14 protein-coding genes and 1 riboswitch are annotated in these 17,461 nt (G+C 73.0%); of the genes, 6 read left to right on the top strand and 8 right to left on the bottom strand.

Features of this window, described 5'->3' with window-relative positions; all coding sequences use genetic code 11:
- Positions 1-6: 6 nt before the first annotated feature.
- A riboswitch (cyclic di-AMP (ydaO/yuaA leader) is annotated at positions 7-143 on the bottom strand.
- 242 nt (positions 144-385) lie between these two features.
- Positions 386-2,425 carry a peptidoglycan recognition protein family protein gene (locus FHX32_RS09920; RefSeq protein ID WP_167180437.1) on the top strand — a complete coding sequence of 680 codons (2,040 nt, stop codon included), beginning with the start codon at positions 386-388 and terminating at the stop codon, positions 2,423-2,425.
- Positions 2,426-2,521: 96 nt separating this feature from the next.
- On the opposite strand, the gene FHX32_RS09915 is transcribed toward FHX32_RS09920, so the two are convergent.
- The 3 genes from FHX32_RS09915 to FHX32_RS09905 all read right to left on the bottom strand — a co-directional run bounded on the left by FHX32_RS09915 (position 2,522) and on the right by FHX32_RS09905 (position 6,067).
- On the bottom strand, positions 2,522-3,535 hold the full coding sequence (locus tag FHX32_RS09915) for a C40 family peptidase (protein WP_486480987.1): 1,014 nt from the start codon (positions 3,533-3,535) through the stop codon (positions 2,522-2,524).
- 167 nt (positions 3,536-3,702) lie between these two features.
- Positions 3,703-4,704, bottom strand: a complete 1,002-nt coding sequence (locus FHX32_RS09910; protein ID WP_167180435.1) for a hemolysin family protein — start codon at positions 4,702-4,704, stop codon at positions 3,703-3,705.
- A complete protein-coding gene (locus tag FHX32_RS09905) occupies positions 4,697-6,067 on the bottom strand; it encodes a hemolysin family protein (RefSeq protein ID WP_486480986.1) in 1,371 nt (456 codons plus the stop codon). The genes FHX32_RS09910 and FHX32_RS09905 overlap by 8 nt, the downstream gene beginning before the upstream one ends.
- 69 nt (positions 6,068-6,136) lie before the next feature.
- On the opposite strand from FHX32_RS09905, the gene FHX32_RS09900 reads away from it, so the two are divergent.
- On the top strand, positions 6,137-6,817 hold the full coding sequence (locus FHX32_RS09900; protein ID WP_167180434.1) for a GOLPH3/VPS74 family protein: 681 nt from the start codon (positions 6,137-6,139) through the stop codon (positions 6,815-6,817).
- Between the two features lie 55 nt (positions 6,818-6,872).
- On the opposite strand, the gene FHX32_RS09895 is transcribed toward FHX32_RS09900, so the two are convergent.
- Positions 6,873-9,068 (bottom strand): (Fe-S)-binding protein, encoded by a 2,196-nt coding sequence (locus tag FHX32_RS09895; RefSeq protein ID WP_167180433.1) that lies wholly within the window; start codon positions 9,066-9,068, stop codon positions 6,873-6,875.
- Positions 9,069-9,454: 386 nt separating this feature from the next.
- Positions 9,455-9,718, bottom strand: a complete 264-nt coding sequence (locus tag FHX32_RS09890; protein ID WP_167180432.1) for a cell division protein CrgA — start codon at positions 9,716-9,718, stop codon at positions 9,455-9,457.
- A gap of 229 nt (positions 9,719-9,947) precedes the next feature.
- Here FHX32_RS09890 and FHX32_RS09885 point away from each other — a divergent pair, with 229 nt between their 5' ends.
- From FHX32_RS09885 to FHX32_RS09870, 4 genes are read left to right on the top strand one after another with little or no spacing between them, the layout of a single operon-like run.
- On the top strand, positions 9,948-10,754 hold the full coding sequence (locus FHX32_RS09885; protein WP_167180431.1) for a DUF881 domain-containing protein: 807 nt from the start codon (positions 9,948-9,950) through the stop codon (positions 10,752-10,754).
- Positions 10,751-12,565, top strand: coding sequence for a class E sortase (locus tag FHX32_RS09880; RefSeq protein WP_486480985.1), 1,815 nt, complete (start codon positions 10,751-10,753; stop codon positions 12,563-12,565). Before FHX32_RS09885 ends, FHX32_RS09880 begins: the two co-directional genes overlap by 4 nt.
- A gap of 2 nt (positions 12,566-12,567) precedes the next feature.
- Positions 12,568-12,849: a hypothetical protein gene (locus FHX32_RS09875; RefSeq protein ID WP_167180430.1), complete on the top strand. Its 282-nt coding sequence runs from the start codon at positions 12,568-12,570 to the stop codon at positions 12,847-12,849.
- A gap of 4 nt (positions 12,850-12,853) precedes the next feature.
- A complete protein-coding gene (locus FHX32_RS09870; RefSeq protein ID WP_167180429.1) occupies positions 12,854-13,504 on the top strand; it encodes an aminodeoxychorismate/anthranilate synthase component II in 651 nt (216 codons plus the stop codon).
- 12 nt (positions 13,505-13,516) lie between these two features.
- Here the strand turns inward: FHX32_RS09870 and FHX32_RS09865 are convergent, their stop codons facing one another.
- The 3 genes from FHX32_RS09865 to FHX32_RS09855 all read right to left on the bottom strand — a co-directional run bounded on the left by FHX32_RS09865 (position 13,517) and on the right by FHX32_RS09855 (position 17,460).
- Positions 13,517-14,212 carry an ElyC/SanA/YdcF family protein gene (locus tag FHX32_RS09865; RefSeq protein ID WP_167180428.1) on the bottom strand — a complete coding sequence of 232 codons (696 nt, stop codon included), beginning with the start codon at positions 14,210-14,212 and terminating at the stop codon, positions 13,517-13,519.
- A 66-nt stretch (positions 14,213-14,278) separates the two neighbouring features.
- Entirely contained in the window at positions 14,279-16,087 is a 1,809-nt protein-coding gene (pknB, locus tag FHX32_RS09860) for a Stk1 family PASTA domain-containing Ser/Thr kinase (protein ID WP_167180427.1), read from the bottom strand.
- Positions 16,084-17,460, bottom strand: coding sequence for a serine/threonine-protein kinase (locus FHX32_RS09855; protein ID WP_167180426.1), 1,377 nt, complete (start codon positions 17,458-17,460; stop codon positions 16,084-16,086). Before FHX32_RS09855 ends, pknB begins: the two co-directional genes overlap by 4 nt.
- Position 17,461 lies beyond the last annotated feature (1 nt).

The raw sequence follows: 17,461 nt of genomic DNA, 5'->3' as shown, positions 1-17,461 counted from the left end.
CCGTACTCCTTCTTCCCAGACCGCCTACCGGGTTAGCTGACGGGTTCGGGCGGGAAGGGGACGCCCTACCGCAGTGGCTGCGGATTCACCCCGGGTTACCTGGTTCCCCGGTTCGCTCGCGAGCGATTCGGCGGTGTCGGACCGTTACCGCCCGGGTTGGACGGACCTGTTGCCGGGCCGACGAATGACCAGAGTAGAGACGGTCGTTATCAATCCGCAACCCGTGTCGCCGTGACACTCCGTACGCCGTGCGGGATCGACGGCCCTCGGCGGGACGCGTCGAAGGTTTTCTTCCTCATGGGTTGATATATGGAAAGGTATTGACGACAGGCCGGGCCCGGGGTGAAGGTGGCCGCATCGTCCACCCGTCTGACCAGGGGGTCCGATGCAGTTGTCCACAAGGTCCACGAGATCCACGAGATCGAGGAGCAGGCGCACCCTGCTCGCCGCCGCCGCGGCGCTCGCCCTGGCGGTCACCCCGTTCACCGCCGGTCCGGCCGCCGCCGAGCCCCTCGACCGGCAACAGCAGTACGCCGCCGCGGCCGCCGAGTTCGGCGTGCCGGAGAGCGTCCTGCTCGCCGTGTCCTACCTCGAATCGCGCTGGGACACCCATCCCGGCAACCCGAGCACCAGTGGCGGCTACGGTCCGATGCACCTCACCGACGCCGCCCACGTCACCGCGCAACCCGCCGGTGGCCACATCGACGAGGGCGAGGACCCGCGCGGTGACGAGGCGCGGTCGCTGACCGTCGCCGCGCCCACCGCCGCCCCGTCGGCACCGGCCGCTCTCGGCGACGCAGCGCTGCAGACCCTCCAGGCGGCCGCCGCGCTCACCGGCGCCAGCGAGGAGGCACTCCGGTCCGACCCGACCGCGAACATCCGCGGCGGGGCGGCGCTGCTCGCAGCGTACCAGCGGGAACTGGGTGGCCCGGTCGGCGCGGCCAGCGACCCGGCGGCCTGGTACGGCGCGGTGGCCCGCTACTCCGGCGCCGGCGCCGAGGACACCGCGGCCGCCTTCGCCGACGAGGTGTACGGGCAGCTCCGCGAGGGCGCGAGCCGGACGACCGACGACGGGCACCGGGTGACCCTGCCGGCCCGCCAGGTCAACCCGGACACCTCGACGCTGCACCAGCTCGGCCTGCGGCGCGGCGAGCGGCCCGACGGGCTGGAGTGCCCGGTCGGCCTCGGCTGCGAGTGGATCCCGGCCCCGTACGAGAAGTACGGCCCGGGCGCCGGCGACTACGGCAACCACGACCTGGGCAACCGGCCCGCCCAGCAGAAGATCGAGTACATCGTCATCCACGACACCGAGGGCTACTTCTGGCCCAGCGTCGGCCTCGTGCAGCGGGCCAACTACGTGGGCTGGCACTACACGCTGCGCTCGGTGGACGGCCACATCGCCCAGCACATCAAGGCCAAGGACGTCGGCTGGCACGCCGGCAACTGGTACGTCAACGCCAAGTCCATCGGCCTGGAGCACGAGGGCTTCGCCGGCCACGGCACCTGGTACACCGAGGCGATGTACCGCACCTCGGCCAAGCTGGTCCGGCACCTGGCACTGCGGTTCAACATCCCGCTCGACCGGCACCACATCATCGGGCACGACAACGTCCCGGGCACCGTGCCGTCGACCGTCGCCGGGATGCACTGGGACCCGGGGCCGTACTGGGACTGGTCGCACTACTTCGACCTGCTCAAGGCGCCGTTCCGGACCACCGGCACGGCCCACACCGGGCTGGTGACCATCGACCCGGAGTTCGCCGACAACCAGCCGGCGTTCACCGGCTGCTCGCGGCAGCCCCCGGGGGTGCCGAACCCGCCGCCGCCGGTCACCGACCCCTGCCCGCTGCGCGGCTCGTCAGCGGTGCTGCTGCGCAGCGCGCCGAGCCACGACGCGCCGCTCGCCGTGGACCTCGGCGAGCACCCGGACGGATCGCCGGGCACCATGTACGTCCCGGACCACAGCGCCCGGGCGTCGGCCGGCCAGACGTACGCCGTGGCCGAGGTGCGCGGTGACTGGACGGCGATCTGGTACCTCGGCCAGAAGGCCTGGTTCCACAACCCGGCGTCGGCGCGTACCGCGAAGTGGGCGACCGGCTTCGTGGTGACGCCGAAGCCCGGCAGGGCCACCATCCCGGTCTACGGGCGGGGCTACCCCGAGCGGGACGCCTACCCGACCGGGGTGCCCTACCAGGCGATCACGCCGCTGCAGTACACGCTCGCCGCCGGCCAGCGGTACGCGGTGGGCGGTGTCCTGCCGAGCGAGTACTACCGGGCCGTCACCTTCGACGGGTCGTCCCCGGGCGACTGGACCGTGATCCGCGGCGACCTGCGCTACGTGCAGGTCCAGTTCGGTCACCGGATCGGCTACGTGAACCTGGACGACGTGCTGATCCTGCCGTCCCCGGTCGGCGCTCCGCAGTGAGCCGCCCGGCCTGAGACGGGGTTCGTCGCCGAGCCCTGAAACACCGAGGGCCCCCGGTCGGTCGACCGGGGGCCCTCGTGCGGTACGGCGAACGGATCAGCCGGGTCGGCGGAACCCGGCGACCGGCATGGTGTTGATGCTGGAGACGTTGACCGGCTTGCCGGCCCGCGCCGCGTGCACCATCTTGTCGTTGCCGAGGTAGAGCCCGACGTGGTGCAGGTCGCTGAAGAAGAAGACCAGGTCACCCGGGCGGGCGTCGGAGCGCGAGATGGCCTTGCCCTCGTTCCACTGCGCCCCGGTGAAGTGGGTCAGGTAGACCCCGGCCGCCTTGTAGGCGTACTGGGTCAGGCCGGAGCAGTCGAACGAGTTCGGGCCGGTGGCGCCCCAGACGTACGGGTCGCCGACCTGGGCGCAGGCGGTTTTGATCGCGATCCGGGCCTTCTCGCTGACCACCCCGTTGATGGTCGGGCACTTCTCGGTCTTGACGGTGGTCACCGGCAGCATCTTCTCGAGCCGCTTGACCTCGGCCTCGATGTGCTTCTTCTTCGCCGCCAGTTCGTTCTGCTGTTTGACCTGGTCCGCGATCAGCGTGTCGAGCTGCTGCTTCTGGTCGTCGTACTTCTTGCGGACCGCGAGCACACCCTCGATCTGCTTGCGCTCCTGCGCGGCCAGCCGGTCGAGGAGGGTGAGCTGCTCGGTGAGCGTGCTCGGCTTGGCACTGACCAGCAGGGCCGCGACGTCCTGGGACGGGCCGGTGATGTAGTAGCGGGAGGCGAGGTCGCCCACCCGGTCCATCGCCAACTCGCTCTCCAGCGCCAGTGGCTGGATCTTCTTCTCCAGGTCCGCCGCCTTGCTGCGGTTCTTCTTCAGCTGCGCCCGCACCTTGTTGTACTGCTCGATGGTGGGCTCCAACTGCTCCCACTGCTTGTCGATCTGCGCCTCGATCTCGTCGACCGAGGGCGCGGCGTACGCCGGTGCGGCGAGCAGGCCGGCACCGACGGCCGCGGCGGCGACCAGGGTGAGCAGACGGTGGGCGGCCCGGCGCAGGCCACCCGGACGAGCAGACCGTCCCGGTGCGTGACGATGGGGGGGCAGGATTGCCACCGGCACCGACTCCTTAGCGTCCGACCGCCGGGCGCCTCGCAGAGGGGAAGGGGCGAGGCAGACGACCCACAGCGGCCGGTGCCCCACATTAGGGAAGGGTCGCAGCGGAATCAAGGCGACCAACGTCCACATCACGCCTGCGCAACCGCTTGTGTACCAAGGGTGCGCGCCCGTCAGCCAACGATCGCCATCAATACATCGTCGAGCGTCACCACACCGAGCGGCCGGCGGCCGTCGCTCACCAGCACCATGTGCCGCCGCTCGCGGCGCATCGCCAGCAGCAGGTCGGCGAGCGTACGCTCCGGCGGCACCACCGCCAGCGGCCGGTACACCTCCGCCGGCACCGGCGCCCGCCGGCTCACCCCGGCATAGCCGAGCACGTCCTTGACGTGCACGAAGCCGAGCACCCGCCGGGTGGAGCGCTGCACCACCGGAAACCGGGACCGGCCGGTCCGGGTGGCCAGCACCTCCAGCGAGGCGGGCGAGACGTCCTCGGCGACGGTGGTCACCGCCGACCAGGGCCGTAGGGCGTCAGCCGCGGTCCGGGCGTGCAGGGCGAGGGCGCCGGTGATCCGCGCGTGCTCCTCCGCGTCGAGCAGCCCCTCGGTACGCGCCTGCGACACCAGCGCGGCCAGTTCCTCGGCGGTGAACACCGTCTTGACCGCCTCGGTGGCCTCGATCCGCCACAGCCGCAGCACCCGCCGGGAGGCCCCCTTCATGGCCAGCAGCAGCGGCTTGGTCGCCAGGCAGAACGCCAGCATGGCCGGGCCCAGCCAGAGTGCGGACGGCTCCGGCCCGGCCAGCGTGATGTTCTTCGGCACCATCTCGCCGACCACCGTGTGCAGGAAGACCACGATCCCGAGGGCGAGCACGAAGGCGATCGGATGCACCGCCGGCGCGGGCAGCCCAAGCACGTGGAACGCCGGCTCCAGCAGGTGGGCCAGGGCCGGCTCGGCGATCGCGCCGAGACCCAGCGAGCAGATGGTGATGCCCAACTGGGCGCCGGCGATCATCAGCGGGATCTGGTTCATCGCGGAGAGCGCCCAGCGGGCCCGCTTGGAGGTCGCCGCGAGCGGTTCCACCACCGTGCGCCGGGAGGCGATCAGGGCGAACTCGCTGCCCACGAAGAACGCGTTGCCGAGCAGCAGCAGCACCGTGACCAGCAGCTCAGCCATCGTCGTCCGGGTCCTCGGGACGGAGCACCCGGACCTGCTCGATCCGGTGCCGGTCCACCTCCACGACGGTGAACTCGTACCCGGACTCCTCGACCGTCTCGCCGGCGACCGGGATGTGCCCCAGCCGGGCCATCAGAAACCCGGCGAGCGTCTCGTACGGGCCCTCGGGCAGGCGGAACCCGGTCTGCTCGACCAGCTCGTCCGAGCGCAGCACGCCGTCGACCAGCACGGTGCGTTCCCCGCCGGGCACGGTCAGCTCGACCGGCCCGACGTCGGGCACGGCGGCCGGGTCGAACTCGTCGGCGATCTCGCCGACCAGCTCCTCCACCAGGTCCTCGACGGTCACCACGCCGTCCGTGCCGCCGTACTCGTCGACCACGATGGCGAGGTCGGCGTCGGCAGCCCGGAGCGCGGCGAGCACCCCGTCGAGGTCGAGGCTCTCCGGCACGTAGACCGGCTCGCGGGCCACCGCGCCGACGGTGGTCGAGGCGCGCCGGTCCGGCGGCACGCCGAGCGCGTCCGGCACCCCGGCGACGCCGGTGACCAGGTCGAGCGTCTCCTCGTAGACCGGGAACCGGGTCCGGCCGGTGTGCCGGGCGAGATCGAGCAACTCGGCCACGGTGGCCGTGGCGCGCAGCGCGACCACGTCCACCCGGGGCGTCATCGCCTCGGCCGCCCGCTTCTCACCGAAGCGGATGGTGCGGCGCAGCAGCATCGCGGTGTCCGGCGGCAGCGCCCCGGCCCGGGCCGAGATGGCCGCCAGCAGGCCCAGCTCCTCCGGTGACCGGGCGCTGGCCAGCTCCTCCTGCGGCTCGATGCCGAGCGTGCGGACCAGGCTGTTGGCCGAGCCGTTCAGGCCCCGGATCAGCCAGCCGAAGGTGCGCGAGAAGGCCCGCATCGGCGCCGCGGTGGCCAGCGCGGCGGGCATCGGCCGGGCCAGCGCGAGGTTCTTCGGCACCAGCTCGCCGAAGAGCATGGAGATCAGGGTGGCCAGGGCGAGCGCCAGGAACGGGGTGATCCGGTCGGTGGCCGGCCCGGCGAGCGGGTCCAGCAGCGGCGCGAAGAGCCGGGCCAGCGCGGGTTCGGCGAGGTAACCGGTGAGCAGCGCGGTGATGGTGATGCCGAGCTGCGCGCCGGAGAGCTGGAAGGAGAGCTCCCGCAGCGCCCGCCGTACGGTCGCGGCCGGGCCGTCACCGCCGGCGGCCCGCCGGTCGATCTCGGCGCGGTCCACGGTGACCAGGGCGAACTCGGCCGCGACGAAGAACGCGTTGCCGCCGGTCAGCAGCAGGAAGCCGACCAGGGGTAGCAGCGTGGTCAGGAGCAGGCCGTCGATGGTCGCCTCACCTCGGCGCGATTCTCGCACGGGCAGGTCGTCGCGGGCTGACCCGCGCGTCGCGGGTGGAGCCGGGCCGACCGGGTTACCGTCGAGGCCATGGCCGAACTCACCCTCGCGCACGAACTGGCCCTGCTGGCCTACGACGACAAGGGGAAGCTCCAGCTCAACCGGCCCGCCCTCGACCACGGGCTGGCCGGGGCGCTACTGCTGGAACTGGCGCTCGCCGGCCGGGTCGAGGTGGTCGACGACCGGCTGGTGGTGGCCGACCCGACCCCGCTCGGTCAGCGGCAACTCGACGACGCACTGGCCCGGATCGGCGCCGACGGGAAACGCCGCCGGCTTAAGGACTGGGTCGGCCGGCTCGCCAAGGACCTGCCCGAGCAGGTGTTGGACGGGCTGGTCACCGCCGGCGTGCTGCGCCGGGAGTCGGACCGGGTGCTGTGGGTCTTCCCGCGTACCCGCTATCCGTCCGAGACCGGGGCGGAGCCGGCGGCGGAGACTCGGGCCCGGCAGCGGATGACCGCCGCGGTGGCCGCCGACGGCCCGGTGGAGCCGCGGACCGCCGCGCTGATCGGCCTGGCCCGGGCGGTCCGGTTGGACCGGCACCTCTTCCAGGGCCTGCCCCGCGATCGGGTGAAGCGCCGGCTGGCCGAGATCGCGGCGGGCGACTGGGCGTCCGCCGCGACCCGCAAGGCCATCCAGGAGACCGAGGCCGCCGTGCTCATGGTGATCACCTCGGCCACGACCGCCGCGACGATGACCGCCGCCACCTCCTGAACCGGCGCGGGCGCGGCACCACCTCCCGGTGGCACCGCGCCCGCGGTGGTACGCCTCAGCCGGCGACCGGCGCGGTCTCCTTGTCGCCCTGCGCCTGCTCCGGCTTGACCGAGCGGAGCAGCACGCTGGCCACGTCGACCACCTCGACCTGCTCGCCGGCGCCCTTGCCGTTCACGCCGTCGTTGAGCATCGTCGAGCAGAACGGGCAGCCGACGGCGACCGTCTTCGCCCCGGTGGACATGGCCTCCTCGACCCGCTCCACGTTGATCCGCTTGCCGATCTTCTCCTCCATCCACATCCGGGCGCCGCCGGCGCCGCAGCAGAAGGAGCGCTCGCTGTTCCGCGGCATCTCGGTGAGCTCGCCGGAGATGGCGGTGCCGAGCACCTCGCGCGGCGGGGCGAACACCCGGTTGTGCCGGCCCAGGTAGCAGGGGTCGTGGTAGGTGACCCCGCCGTCGACCGGCTGCACCGGGGTGAGCTTGCCGGTGGCGACCAGGTGGGCCAGCAGCTGGGTGTGGTGCACCACCTCGAACTCACCGCCGAGCTGGCCGTACTCGTTGCCCAGGGTGTTGAAGCAGTGCGGGCAGGTCGCGACGATCTTGCGCTTGCTCTTCTCCCGGCCCTCGAACGCCTCGTTGAGCGTCTCGACGTTCTGCTGGGCGAGCATCTGGAAGACGAACTCGTTGCCGATCCGGCGGGCCGGGTCGCCCGAGCAGGTCTCGCCCTCGCCGAGGATCGCGAACTTCACGCCCGCCTCGTTCAGCAGCGTGGCGACCGCCCGGGTGGTCTTCTTGGCCCGGTCCTCGAACGCGCCGGCGCAGCCGACCCAGAACAGGTACTCGAAGTCCTCGACCTCGCCGACCCGCGGCACCTCGAAGTCCAGACCCTTGGTCCAGTCCTCCCGGGTGTTCTGCGGTGCGCCCCACGGGTTGCCCTTGTTCTCCAGGTTGCGCAGCATGACGCCGGCCTCGGACGGGAAGCTCGACTCGATCAACACCTGGTAGCGGCGCATGTCGACGATGTGGTCGACGTGCTCGATGTCCACCGGGCACTGCTCGACGCAGGCGCCGCAGGTGGTGCAGGACCAGAGCACGTCCGGGTCGATGACGCCGCCCTCCTCGGCCGTGCCGATCAGCGGCTTGTCCGCCTCGGCGAGGGCGAGCACGTCGACGTGGGCGAGCTGGGCCTGGGTGGCCTTCTCCTCGCCGGTCAGGTCCTTGCCGCCGCCGGCCAGCAGGTAGGGCGCCTTGGCGTACGCGTGGTCGCGCAGGCTCAGCACCAGCAGCTTCGGCGACAGCGGCTTGCCGGTGTTCCACGCCGGGCACTGCGACTGGCAGCGGCCGCACTCGGTGCAGGTGCTGAAGTCCAGCAGGCCCTTCCAGGTGAACTGCTCCACCTGGGCGACGCCGAACTGGTCCTTCTCCGGGTCGGCCTCCTCGAAGTCGAGCGGCTTGCCGGCGCTCATCATCGGCCGCAGCGCGCCGAGCCCGGAGCCGGCCCGGTCCGGGTTGCGCTTGAAGAAGATGTTCGGGAACGCCAGGAAGCGGTGCCAGGCCACGCCCATGGTGACGTTCAGCGAGATGACGATGAGCCAGGTCATCGAAATGACGATCTTGATGAGCGCGGCGAGGCTGACGCCCGCCTCCCAGTTCGGCAGGGCGGCGCCGAGGGCGTGGCTGACCGGGGTGGCCCAGGTCGGGTACACGAAGTGGTCGGTGGCGACCTTGAAGCCCCGGATCAGGAAGCCGAAGATCAGGACCAGCAGCACGACCCACTCGACGAAGTAGCCCTGCCACATGGTGGAGCCGGTGAACCGGGAGCGGCCGCCCGGCCGGGTGGGCCGGTTGCGCAGCCGGATCGCCATCAGCACTCCGATGCCGACCAGGCCGAGCACCCCGATGACCTCGGTGGCCAGGCCGAAGATCGTCCAGTGCCCGATCACCGGCAGCTCGCCGGTGGTGCTGACCACCTCGAAGTACGCCTCGAGCACCAGCAGCGAGAGCACGATGAACGCGATCATCACGAACCAGTGCGCCGCGCCGACCATGCTCCACCGGAGCATCCGGGTGTGGCCGGCGGTCTCGACCAGCATGGTCTTCGTGCGGGTGCCCTTGTTCCCGAACCGCTCCGGGTCGGGCTGACCCAGCCGGATGACGGCCGTCATCTTCATGACCGCGCGTACCGCCAGCCCCACCGCCACGGCGGTGATGGCGAACGCGAGGATCGTGGTGACGATCTGGACGCTGCCCATCGAGATTGGCCTCCCGGTCTGCTGCCTGGCGAGCGGCTCGGCGACCGGGGGCCGGGTCAGGGCGCGATCGGCGGGTCGCCGCTGCCGCACCCTCGACCGGACCGGTCGATGACCTCGCTCCGCTCGGTCATGCAGTGCAGCCTACGCGCAAGGTTACCCAGCGGTAACGTGAGTCTCCTCGCACCCGGCCACGCCGCCCTGCGCACACCATAGGGTCCCCCGCCCGGAACCGCCGGGCAGGGGCCGCGTCGAGTGATGTGGATTGCCGCACAGGGAGGCCGGACGGCTCGGGTGCGGTCGCCCGGGCCACGGCGGCCCTGCGCTGCGGCGCGCGGTCCACGCTGCCCCTGGGTGCCGCTGCGCGCGGTCCGCGCGGCCGTCGGGCGTCAGCGCCAGCGGGAGAGCAGCAGGAGCGAGGCGACCATCGCGCCGAAGCCGACCGCGAGGTTCCAGTAACCCCACGACATGACCGGGTACTCCTGCTCGGACAGGTAGTAGACCACCAGCCAACCGATACCGGCGACGATGAGCGCGACCGCGGTGATCGGCAACCACACCGGGCTAGGCTTACGCGTCGCCGCCGTCGCCGTCGGACGCACGTCCGTCGGCGGGGTGTACACCTTCTTCTTGCGGACCTGAGACTTGGGCACGACGCTCTCCAGAGGGGATGACTGACCTCGTCCGGCCTGACAACCGGGCGCGGGGGCGACGGTCCATGGCCAATAATGTTCGACAGCTAGCGTAGTCCCGAAGACCCGTCCGGGCCACGAATGGGGTCAGGCCGGTGCACCGGGTGACCGAAAAATGTGCGGCGGATCGGTCACCGCACCAGCTCGCGCGGTGCCGGGCGGAAACCAGACGACGCGGAAGGAACGCTCGGTGGAGTACACATCCGGCGCGGCCTCCTGGCAGAAGGTGCTCCGGCGGGCCGTCGCCGGGCTGCTGCCCCGGCGACCCCGGCAGCGACGACCGGGCTGGTCGATCGGCGTGCCGCTGATCGCCGCCGCGGCCGGACTGCTCTTCACCACCACCGCCACCACGGCCGGCGGCACCGCGCTGCGCGAGGACCGGCGACCCCAGCTCAACCAGCTGATCGAGGACCGCCGCGAGCAGGTGGCGGCGAGCGAGCGCCGGGCCGCGACGCTCCGCGACGAGGTGGAGCAGCAGACCAACGCGCTGGCCGACACCGACGGGCCGATCAAGGAGCAGCAGCAGCGGGCCGCCGCCACCCGGGAGGCCGCCGGCTTCACCGCCCTCACCGGGCCCGGCGTCACCGTGGAACTCAACGACGCGCCCCGGCGCAGCGAGCAGAACCTGCCCGAAGGGGTCAGCAACGACTACCTGGTCGTCCACCAGGGCGACGTCCAGGCGGTGGTGAACGCGCTCTGGGCCGGCGGCGCGGAGGCCATGTCAATCATGAACGTCCGCGTGCTCGCCACCAGCGCGGTACGCTGCGTGGGTAACACCCTGCTGCTGCACGGTCGGGTGTACTCCCCACCATTCAAGATCGTAGCAATCGGCGATCCCGCTGCCCTCCAGCAGGCCCTCGCCGGCTCTGAGGGAGTCCGGTTGTTCAAGGACGCGGTCGACCACTACCAGCTCGGCTACAAGGAGACCGTCTCCACGGTGACCGTCCCGGCGTTCGAGGACTCGACCGCCCTGCGTTCGGCGACGGTGCCGCGGTGAGTCGCGCGCCGGAGGACTGGTGGGAGGGCCGGGACGGGCGGCACCGCAATCCGGCCGACGAGCCGACCGCGTTCATCCCCAAGACCGACCGGCCCGCTCCGACGCCCCGCCCGACGGGCGGCTGGCCGGATCCGGTCCCGCCGCGCGGCGTGGCGGCCGAGCGGTCGGGCGGCCGCCAGGCCCCCGAGCGCGACCCCGTCGACCTGCCGCGTCCCGCCGAGCCCAGCCGCGCCAACCAGCCGGCCTGGCCCGCCGAGTCCGCCGGGTCGAACCATCCCGCTGCCACGGCACGCACCAGCGATCCGGCCTGGCCCGCCCAGGCCGCCGGGCCCGTCGGGGAGTCCCGTCCCGCTGCGGCACGGCGCGGCACCGATCCGGCCCGGCCCGCCGAGGGCGTCCGGCCCGGGCCGTCCACGGAACGGGCTCGGCCCGCCGACCCGACCCCCGCCGCGGGGGCGGGCTGGTTCGCCGATCCGGCCGGCCCGGAACCGGTCACCGACCCGGCCGACTCCACCGGTCCGGCGTGGTCGGGCGATGCCGCGCGGCCCGTGGGGCCGAGTCACGCCGGCCCCCAGGCCGCCACGGGGCCGGGTCACGCCGGTGCGCCGCCGCCGTGGCCCGGCAAGGGCACGCTCCGGCCGGCGGCCCCGCTCACGCCACGCGGCCCGGCGGCACCGGACCTCCCCGGCGCGCCGCTCGACACCGACCGGCCGGTCTCGCCCGCCCGGTCCGGCCCGACCACGAACCCGCTCGCCGACCGCGCCGAGACCCCGGCCGGGCGACCCACGCCCGGCACGGACGCGCCGACCGCGTTCCTTCCGCAGGTCGCCCGCCCCGCCGGACCGGCCGCCCCGGTCTCCCCGGCCAGCCCGGACCGCACCGCCGACCCCGCGGCCACCGCGCTGATCCCGGCCGTCACCGGGCGTACGCCGGGCGGCCCGCCCGCCCTCGACTCGACCGCGCTGATGGGCGCCGTCCCGCGCCCGCCGCGCACCGAGTCGGGCGACGACTCGGAGAACGTCGACGAGCCGGCCCGCCCGCGCCGTGGTGAGCGGGTGGTCCAGCTCCGGCCGGAGCAGACCGGCGAGGGCTACCGGAGCGTGTACTCGGAGCTGACCCGCCCGTCGCTCGCCTCCCGGCTGCGCACCGGCATCCGGGTCACCGGCGAGGTGCTGATCACGTTCGGGCTGGTGGTGCTCCTCTTCGCCGGCTACGAGGTGTGGGGCAAGTCGGCGATCGTGGACGCCCACCAGAACGACCTCAGCCAGCAGTTGGCGCAGGCGTGGGGGCCGGACGGCGACCCCACCGTGGCGCCGTCGGCCAGCGCCAGCCCGACCGCCAAGCCCAAGCCGCCGGTGCAGGGCAAGCCGATCGCCGGCCTCTACATCCCGAAGCTGGACAAGAACTGGGTGGTCGTCGAGGGCGTCACCCAGAAGGACATCCGGTACGCCCCGGGCCACTACCCGACCAGCGCCATGCCCGGCCAGGTGGGCAACTTCTCGGTGGCCGGGCACCGCAACCGGGCCACCTTCTGGCGGCTGGACGAACTGCACGACGGCGACACCATCGTGGTCGAGGACAGGACCACCTGGTACGTCTACAAGGTGACCCGCAACCACATCGTGAAGCCGACCCAGGTCGAGGTGGTGGCGCCGGTGCCGGGCAAGCCGGGCGACAGGCCGACCAAGCGGATGCTCACGCTGACCACCTGCAACCCGAAGTTCGACAACTACCAGCGGCTGATCATCCACGCCGAGCTGGACCGGTCCCAGCCGAAGTCGGCGGGTCGCCCGGCGGAGCTGGGAGGCTGACCGTGTACGCCTGGATCTGGCGGAAGCTCCCGTTCGGGCTGCCCGGCAAGCTCGCCGGCAGCGTCCTGATCGCCGCCGCGATGGTGGCCCTGCTCTGGTACGTGGTATTCCCCTGGGCCGAGCCCCTGCTGCCCTTCGACGACGTGCAGGTCACCCAGGACTCCGGCGTACCCGGTGACCCCGGTGGCGACGTGGTGCCGGGGGACGCGCCCTCGGGCGACGAGCACGACCTGCCGTACGACACCGAGCGGAACAACACCCCGCCCCCCTCTCCGGACAGGTGAGTCGATGCGCGTCCTGGTGATCGACAACTACGACTCGTTCGTCTTCAACCTGGTGCAGTACCTGGGCCAGCTCGGCGTGCAATGCGAGGTACGCCGCAACGACGAGATCGACGTGGCCGAGGTGGGGCGGGTCGGCGCGGCCGGCGTCCTGCTCTCGCCCGGGCCGGGCAGCCCCGACCGGGCCGGCATCTGCCTCGACGTCATCCGCGCCTACGCCGGCGAGCTGCCGATCTTCGGGGTCTGCCTCGGCCACCAGGCGATCGGCGAGGCGTTCGGCGCCACCGTGGCCCGCGCCCCCGAGCTGCTGCACGGCAAGACCTCCGAGGTGCGGCACGACGGGGTCGGGGTGCTCGCCGGCCTGCCCGACCCGTTCACCGCGACCCGCTACCACTCGCTGGCCGTGCTGCCCGAGACGCTGCCGAGCGAGCTGGAGGTCACCGGCTGGACCGGCTCCGGCGTGGTGATGGCGATGCGCCACCGCACGCTGCCGATCGAGGGCGTCCAGTTCCACCCGGAGTCGGTGCTCACCGAGGGCGGCCACCTGATGCTGGCGAACTGGCTGGCCGGCTGCGGTCACCCGGAGGCGCTGGAGCGCGCCCCGGAACTCGCCGCCGAGGTGGACGCCCGCCGCCGCGCCGCCTTCGCCACCGCCTGACCGGTCGGGCGGTCAGCCCTTCAGCGCGTCCTGGACGCCCGGGTTCGCGGGCGAGTGGACCGCCGGCGGCCTGCGTCGGAACGCGTCCCACGCCGCCTTGCCACTGGCGAAGTAGTCCCGGACCGCTTTCCCGACGAGCACGGCGGACCCGCAGCCGGAGCAGCGGGCGGCCACTCCGTCGACATCGAGGCCGAGGTGTCGGCACAGCGTCACCGCTCGTGACAGGTGGTAGGACTGGGTCACGATCAGGGCCCGCTCGACGCCGTACACCTCCCGCGCTCGCGCACAGCTGTCGTACGTGTCCAGGCCGAACGGGTCGGCCACGACGCGGCCCGGATCGACACCGAGCCGCTCGGTCAGGTACGAGGTCATCGCCGCCGGCTCGTCACCGGACGTCCCGCCCCCGTCGCCCGAGACCAACACCACCCGGGCGCGCTGGCTGTGCACCAGCTCGGCAGCCGTCTCCAGGCGGCCGGCGAGCCGGTCCCCCGGTTGCCGCCCGTCCGCCGCCACCGCGGTGCCCAGGACGATCACCACGTCGGCAACGGGCGCCTCCGCCTCGTCGTACACGTGCCCGTACGCGCCGATCGTCGTCCACAGCCACGGAAGGCTGGTCAGCAGCAGCGCGGTTAGGCCCAGCGCGACCCCGCGTACCAGGTGCCGCCGCCATCGGCCCGCCCAGCCCGTCAGGCCGGCTACGGCTCTCACCGACTGCTTCCGCTGAGCCGGCGAAACCTCACCGGTCCGCCCTGTCCCGCCGAGGTGGACGCCGCATCAGTCGTCGGAGAGGCGGGCCGGCGGGCTCGTCGGGAAGAGCGGGAAGCCGCCACCACTGCCGTCGGGCGTGTTCGTCGGCGTGGGGGTCGCCGTGCCGGTCGGCGTCGGGTCGACCACCTCCGGCACGCTGACCACGATGGTCACCGTCTTGCCCTTCGCCAGGGGTTCACCGGCCTTCGGATTCTGCGACTGCACCCGACCCGCGCGGTCCGCCGGTACCTCGTCGCCCTGCTCCACGTTCACGCGGTAGCCGGCGTCCTCCAGCTCGTCCCGGGCGTCCTCCTCGGTGGCGTTGAGGACGTTCGGCACCTGGACGACGTTGCCCTTGGAGACGGTGAGCGTGACCGTCGCGCCCTCCGCGACCGCCGTGCCCTCGGTCGGCGACACCTTGAGCACGGTCTCCTTCCGCTCCGGGCTGTCCGCCTCCTTCCGGTCGACCACGAAGCCCTCCTTCTCCAGCCGCTCCTTCGCGTTCTCGTACGTCGCGCCCTCGAGCCCGGACGGGACGGCCTTCGTCGCCGGGCCGCCGCAGACCTGGACCGTGACCACCTGGTTCGCCTCGATCCGGGCGTTCGGAAGCGGGTTCTGCTGGGCGACCGTGCCCTTCTGGCAGGTGGCGTTGAAGATCTGGTCGCCGGCCTGGGGGACCAGGCCGGCCTGCTGGATCTCGGCGAACGCCTGGGCCTGGGTCAGACCGGTCACCGTGGGCACGGTGACCTGCTTCTCCGCCTGCTGGCTCCAGAGCAGCGCGGCGACCAGGGCGATCACCGCGAGCACGCCGACCGCGGAGAAGGTGGCGATCAGCCAGGACGACGCCTTTCGCTGGCGCGGGTCGCCGACCCGGGCCGGGATCTGCCGGGTCTGCGGCGCGCCAGGGGCCGGCGGGTAGCCCGCCGCGCCGGCGGCCGGCGCCATCGGCATGGTCTCGTCCTCGCGCATCACCGGGGTGGCCAGCACCGGCCGGCCGGCGGCCGCGCGGAGCAGGTCGGCGCGCATCTCGCCGGCGCTCTGGTAGCGGTTGAGTGGGTTCTTCGACAGCGCCTTGAGCACGATCGCGTCGACCGCCGGGTTGACGTCCGGGTTGATGTCGCTCGGCGTCGGCGGCGCCTCCCGCACGTGCTGGTAGGCGACGCTGACCGGGCTGTCCCCGACGAACGGCGGGTGGCCGCAGAGCAGTTCGAAGAGCACGCAGCCGGCGGCGTAGACGTCCGAGCGGGCGTCCACCGCCTCGCCCCGAGCCTGCTCCGGGGAGAGGTACTGCGCCGTGCCGATCACCGCGCTGGTCTGCGTCATGGTGGTGGCGCCGCTGGCCAGCGCCCGGGCGATGCCGAAGTCCATGACCTTGACCTGGCCGGTCTGGGTCAACATCACGTTGCCGGGCTTGATGTCCCGGTGGATGATGCCGTGCCGGTGGCTGAACTCCAGCGCCGCGCACATGTCGGCGCAGATCTCCAGTGCCCGGCGCGGCTGGAGCCGCCCCTCGGCGCCGAGTACCTCCTTGAGGGTCCGCCCGTTGACGAACTCCATCACGATGAACGGCAGCGTCTCGCCGGTCGGCGCGGTCTCCTCGCCGGTGTCGTAGACGGCCACGATCGCCGGGTGGTTGAGCGACGCGGCGTTCTGCGCCTCGCGGCGGAACCGCATCTGGAAGGTGGCGTCCCGGGCCAGATCCGCCCGAAGCATCTTGATCGCGACATCCCGCCCGAGCCGGAGGTCGCGACCGCGGTGCACCTCGGCCATGCCGCCGTAGCCGAGCAGCTCGCCGACCTGGTACCTGCCACCGAGCAGGCGGGCCTGCGCTGTCATCGCGTCTGTCGTCCTTCGCTCGTCGTCGTCTCGCCGCTGCCCGGCCCGGGCCGTACCTGTCGACGGTACGACCATTCGGCCGGATCGTCGCGCCCGTCGAACCGTAGCGCGCCGGACGTCACCGTCTGCGGGGCGAGCGCGCCCGACTGCGTGCCCTTCCGCAGACTGTAGGAAATCACGCCGGAACAGATCAGTACCAGTACGGCCAGGAGGATGGCGACGAACACCATGCCGGGTCGGGACCGGCGGGGGGCCGGCTGCGGGGCGTACGCCATCGGGCGTGCCGCGGCGGGTGGGGGCACCGGGGCGGCGCCGCGCGGGTAGCCGGCCTGGGCCACCGGCGCGCGGGGCGGCGCGGCCGGCGCGACCGCGGTGGGGCGCTGCGGCGCGGCCGTCGTGCGCGGCGTGACCGGCGGGCGGGGCTGCTGCGGCGCGGCGGCCGGCGGCCGGGCCACCGCCGTCGGCGGGCGTACCTGGGCGCGGGCGGCCGGGGCGGCCGGCGAGGACGGGGCGGCGGAGACCGGGCTGGCCTGGCCGGCGGCCCGGGCCTGCTGGGAGAGCGCGACCTTCAGCTGCCGGGCCACCCCGGCCAGCGCGGCGGCGCTGGGCCAGCGGGCGGCCGGGTCCTTGGCCAGGGCCCGCTCGACCACGGCTCGGACCTGCGGCGGGATGTCGGCGGGCAGCGGCCGGGGGGCCTCCCGGACGTGCCGCATGGCGATCTCGAGGGGGTTGTCGCCCTCGAACGGCCGCCGTCCGGCGAGGCACTGGTAGGCGACCACGCCGAGGGCGTAGACGTCCGAGGCGGGGGTGGCGACCCCGCCGGTGGCCTGCTCCGGTGAGATGTACGAGGCGGTGCCGAGCACCGAGCCGGCCGCGGTGAGCTGCCCGACCAGGTCGGAGCGGGCGATGCCGAAGTCGGTCAGCACCAGCGTGCCGTTCGGCCGGACCAGCAGGTTGCCGGGCTTGACGTCCCGGTGCACGATGCCCTTCTCGTGCGCGGCGTGCAGCGCGTCGGCCGCCTGGGCCATCAGGGCCATCGTCCGGGCCGGGGTGAGCCGGCCGACCCGGTTCAGGGTGGCCGACAGCGCGTCGCCCTCGACGTACTCCATCACCAGGAAGGCGATCTGCTGGTCGTTGCCGAAGTCGTAGACGTCGACCACGCCCGGGTGGTTGATGGTGGCCATGGTGCGGGCCTCGCCGCGGAACCGCTCCGCGAAGCCGGGCTCGTCCAGCAGCGCGGGGAGCAGGCTCTTCACCGCGACCGTCCGACCGAGCACCTGGTCGGTGCCGCGCCAGACGTCGCCCATGCCGCCGCTGGCGATCCGCTCGTCGAGGCGGTATCGGTTGCCGAGCAGCACGCCGGGGCTGAGCATG

It is taken from the genome of Micromonospora sp. CNZ280, assembly GCF_011759515.1.
This window is presented reverse-complemented; position numbering and strand designations above follow the sequence as displayed.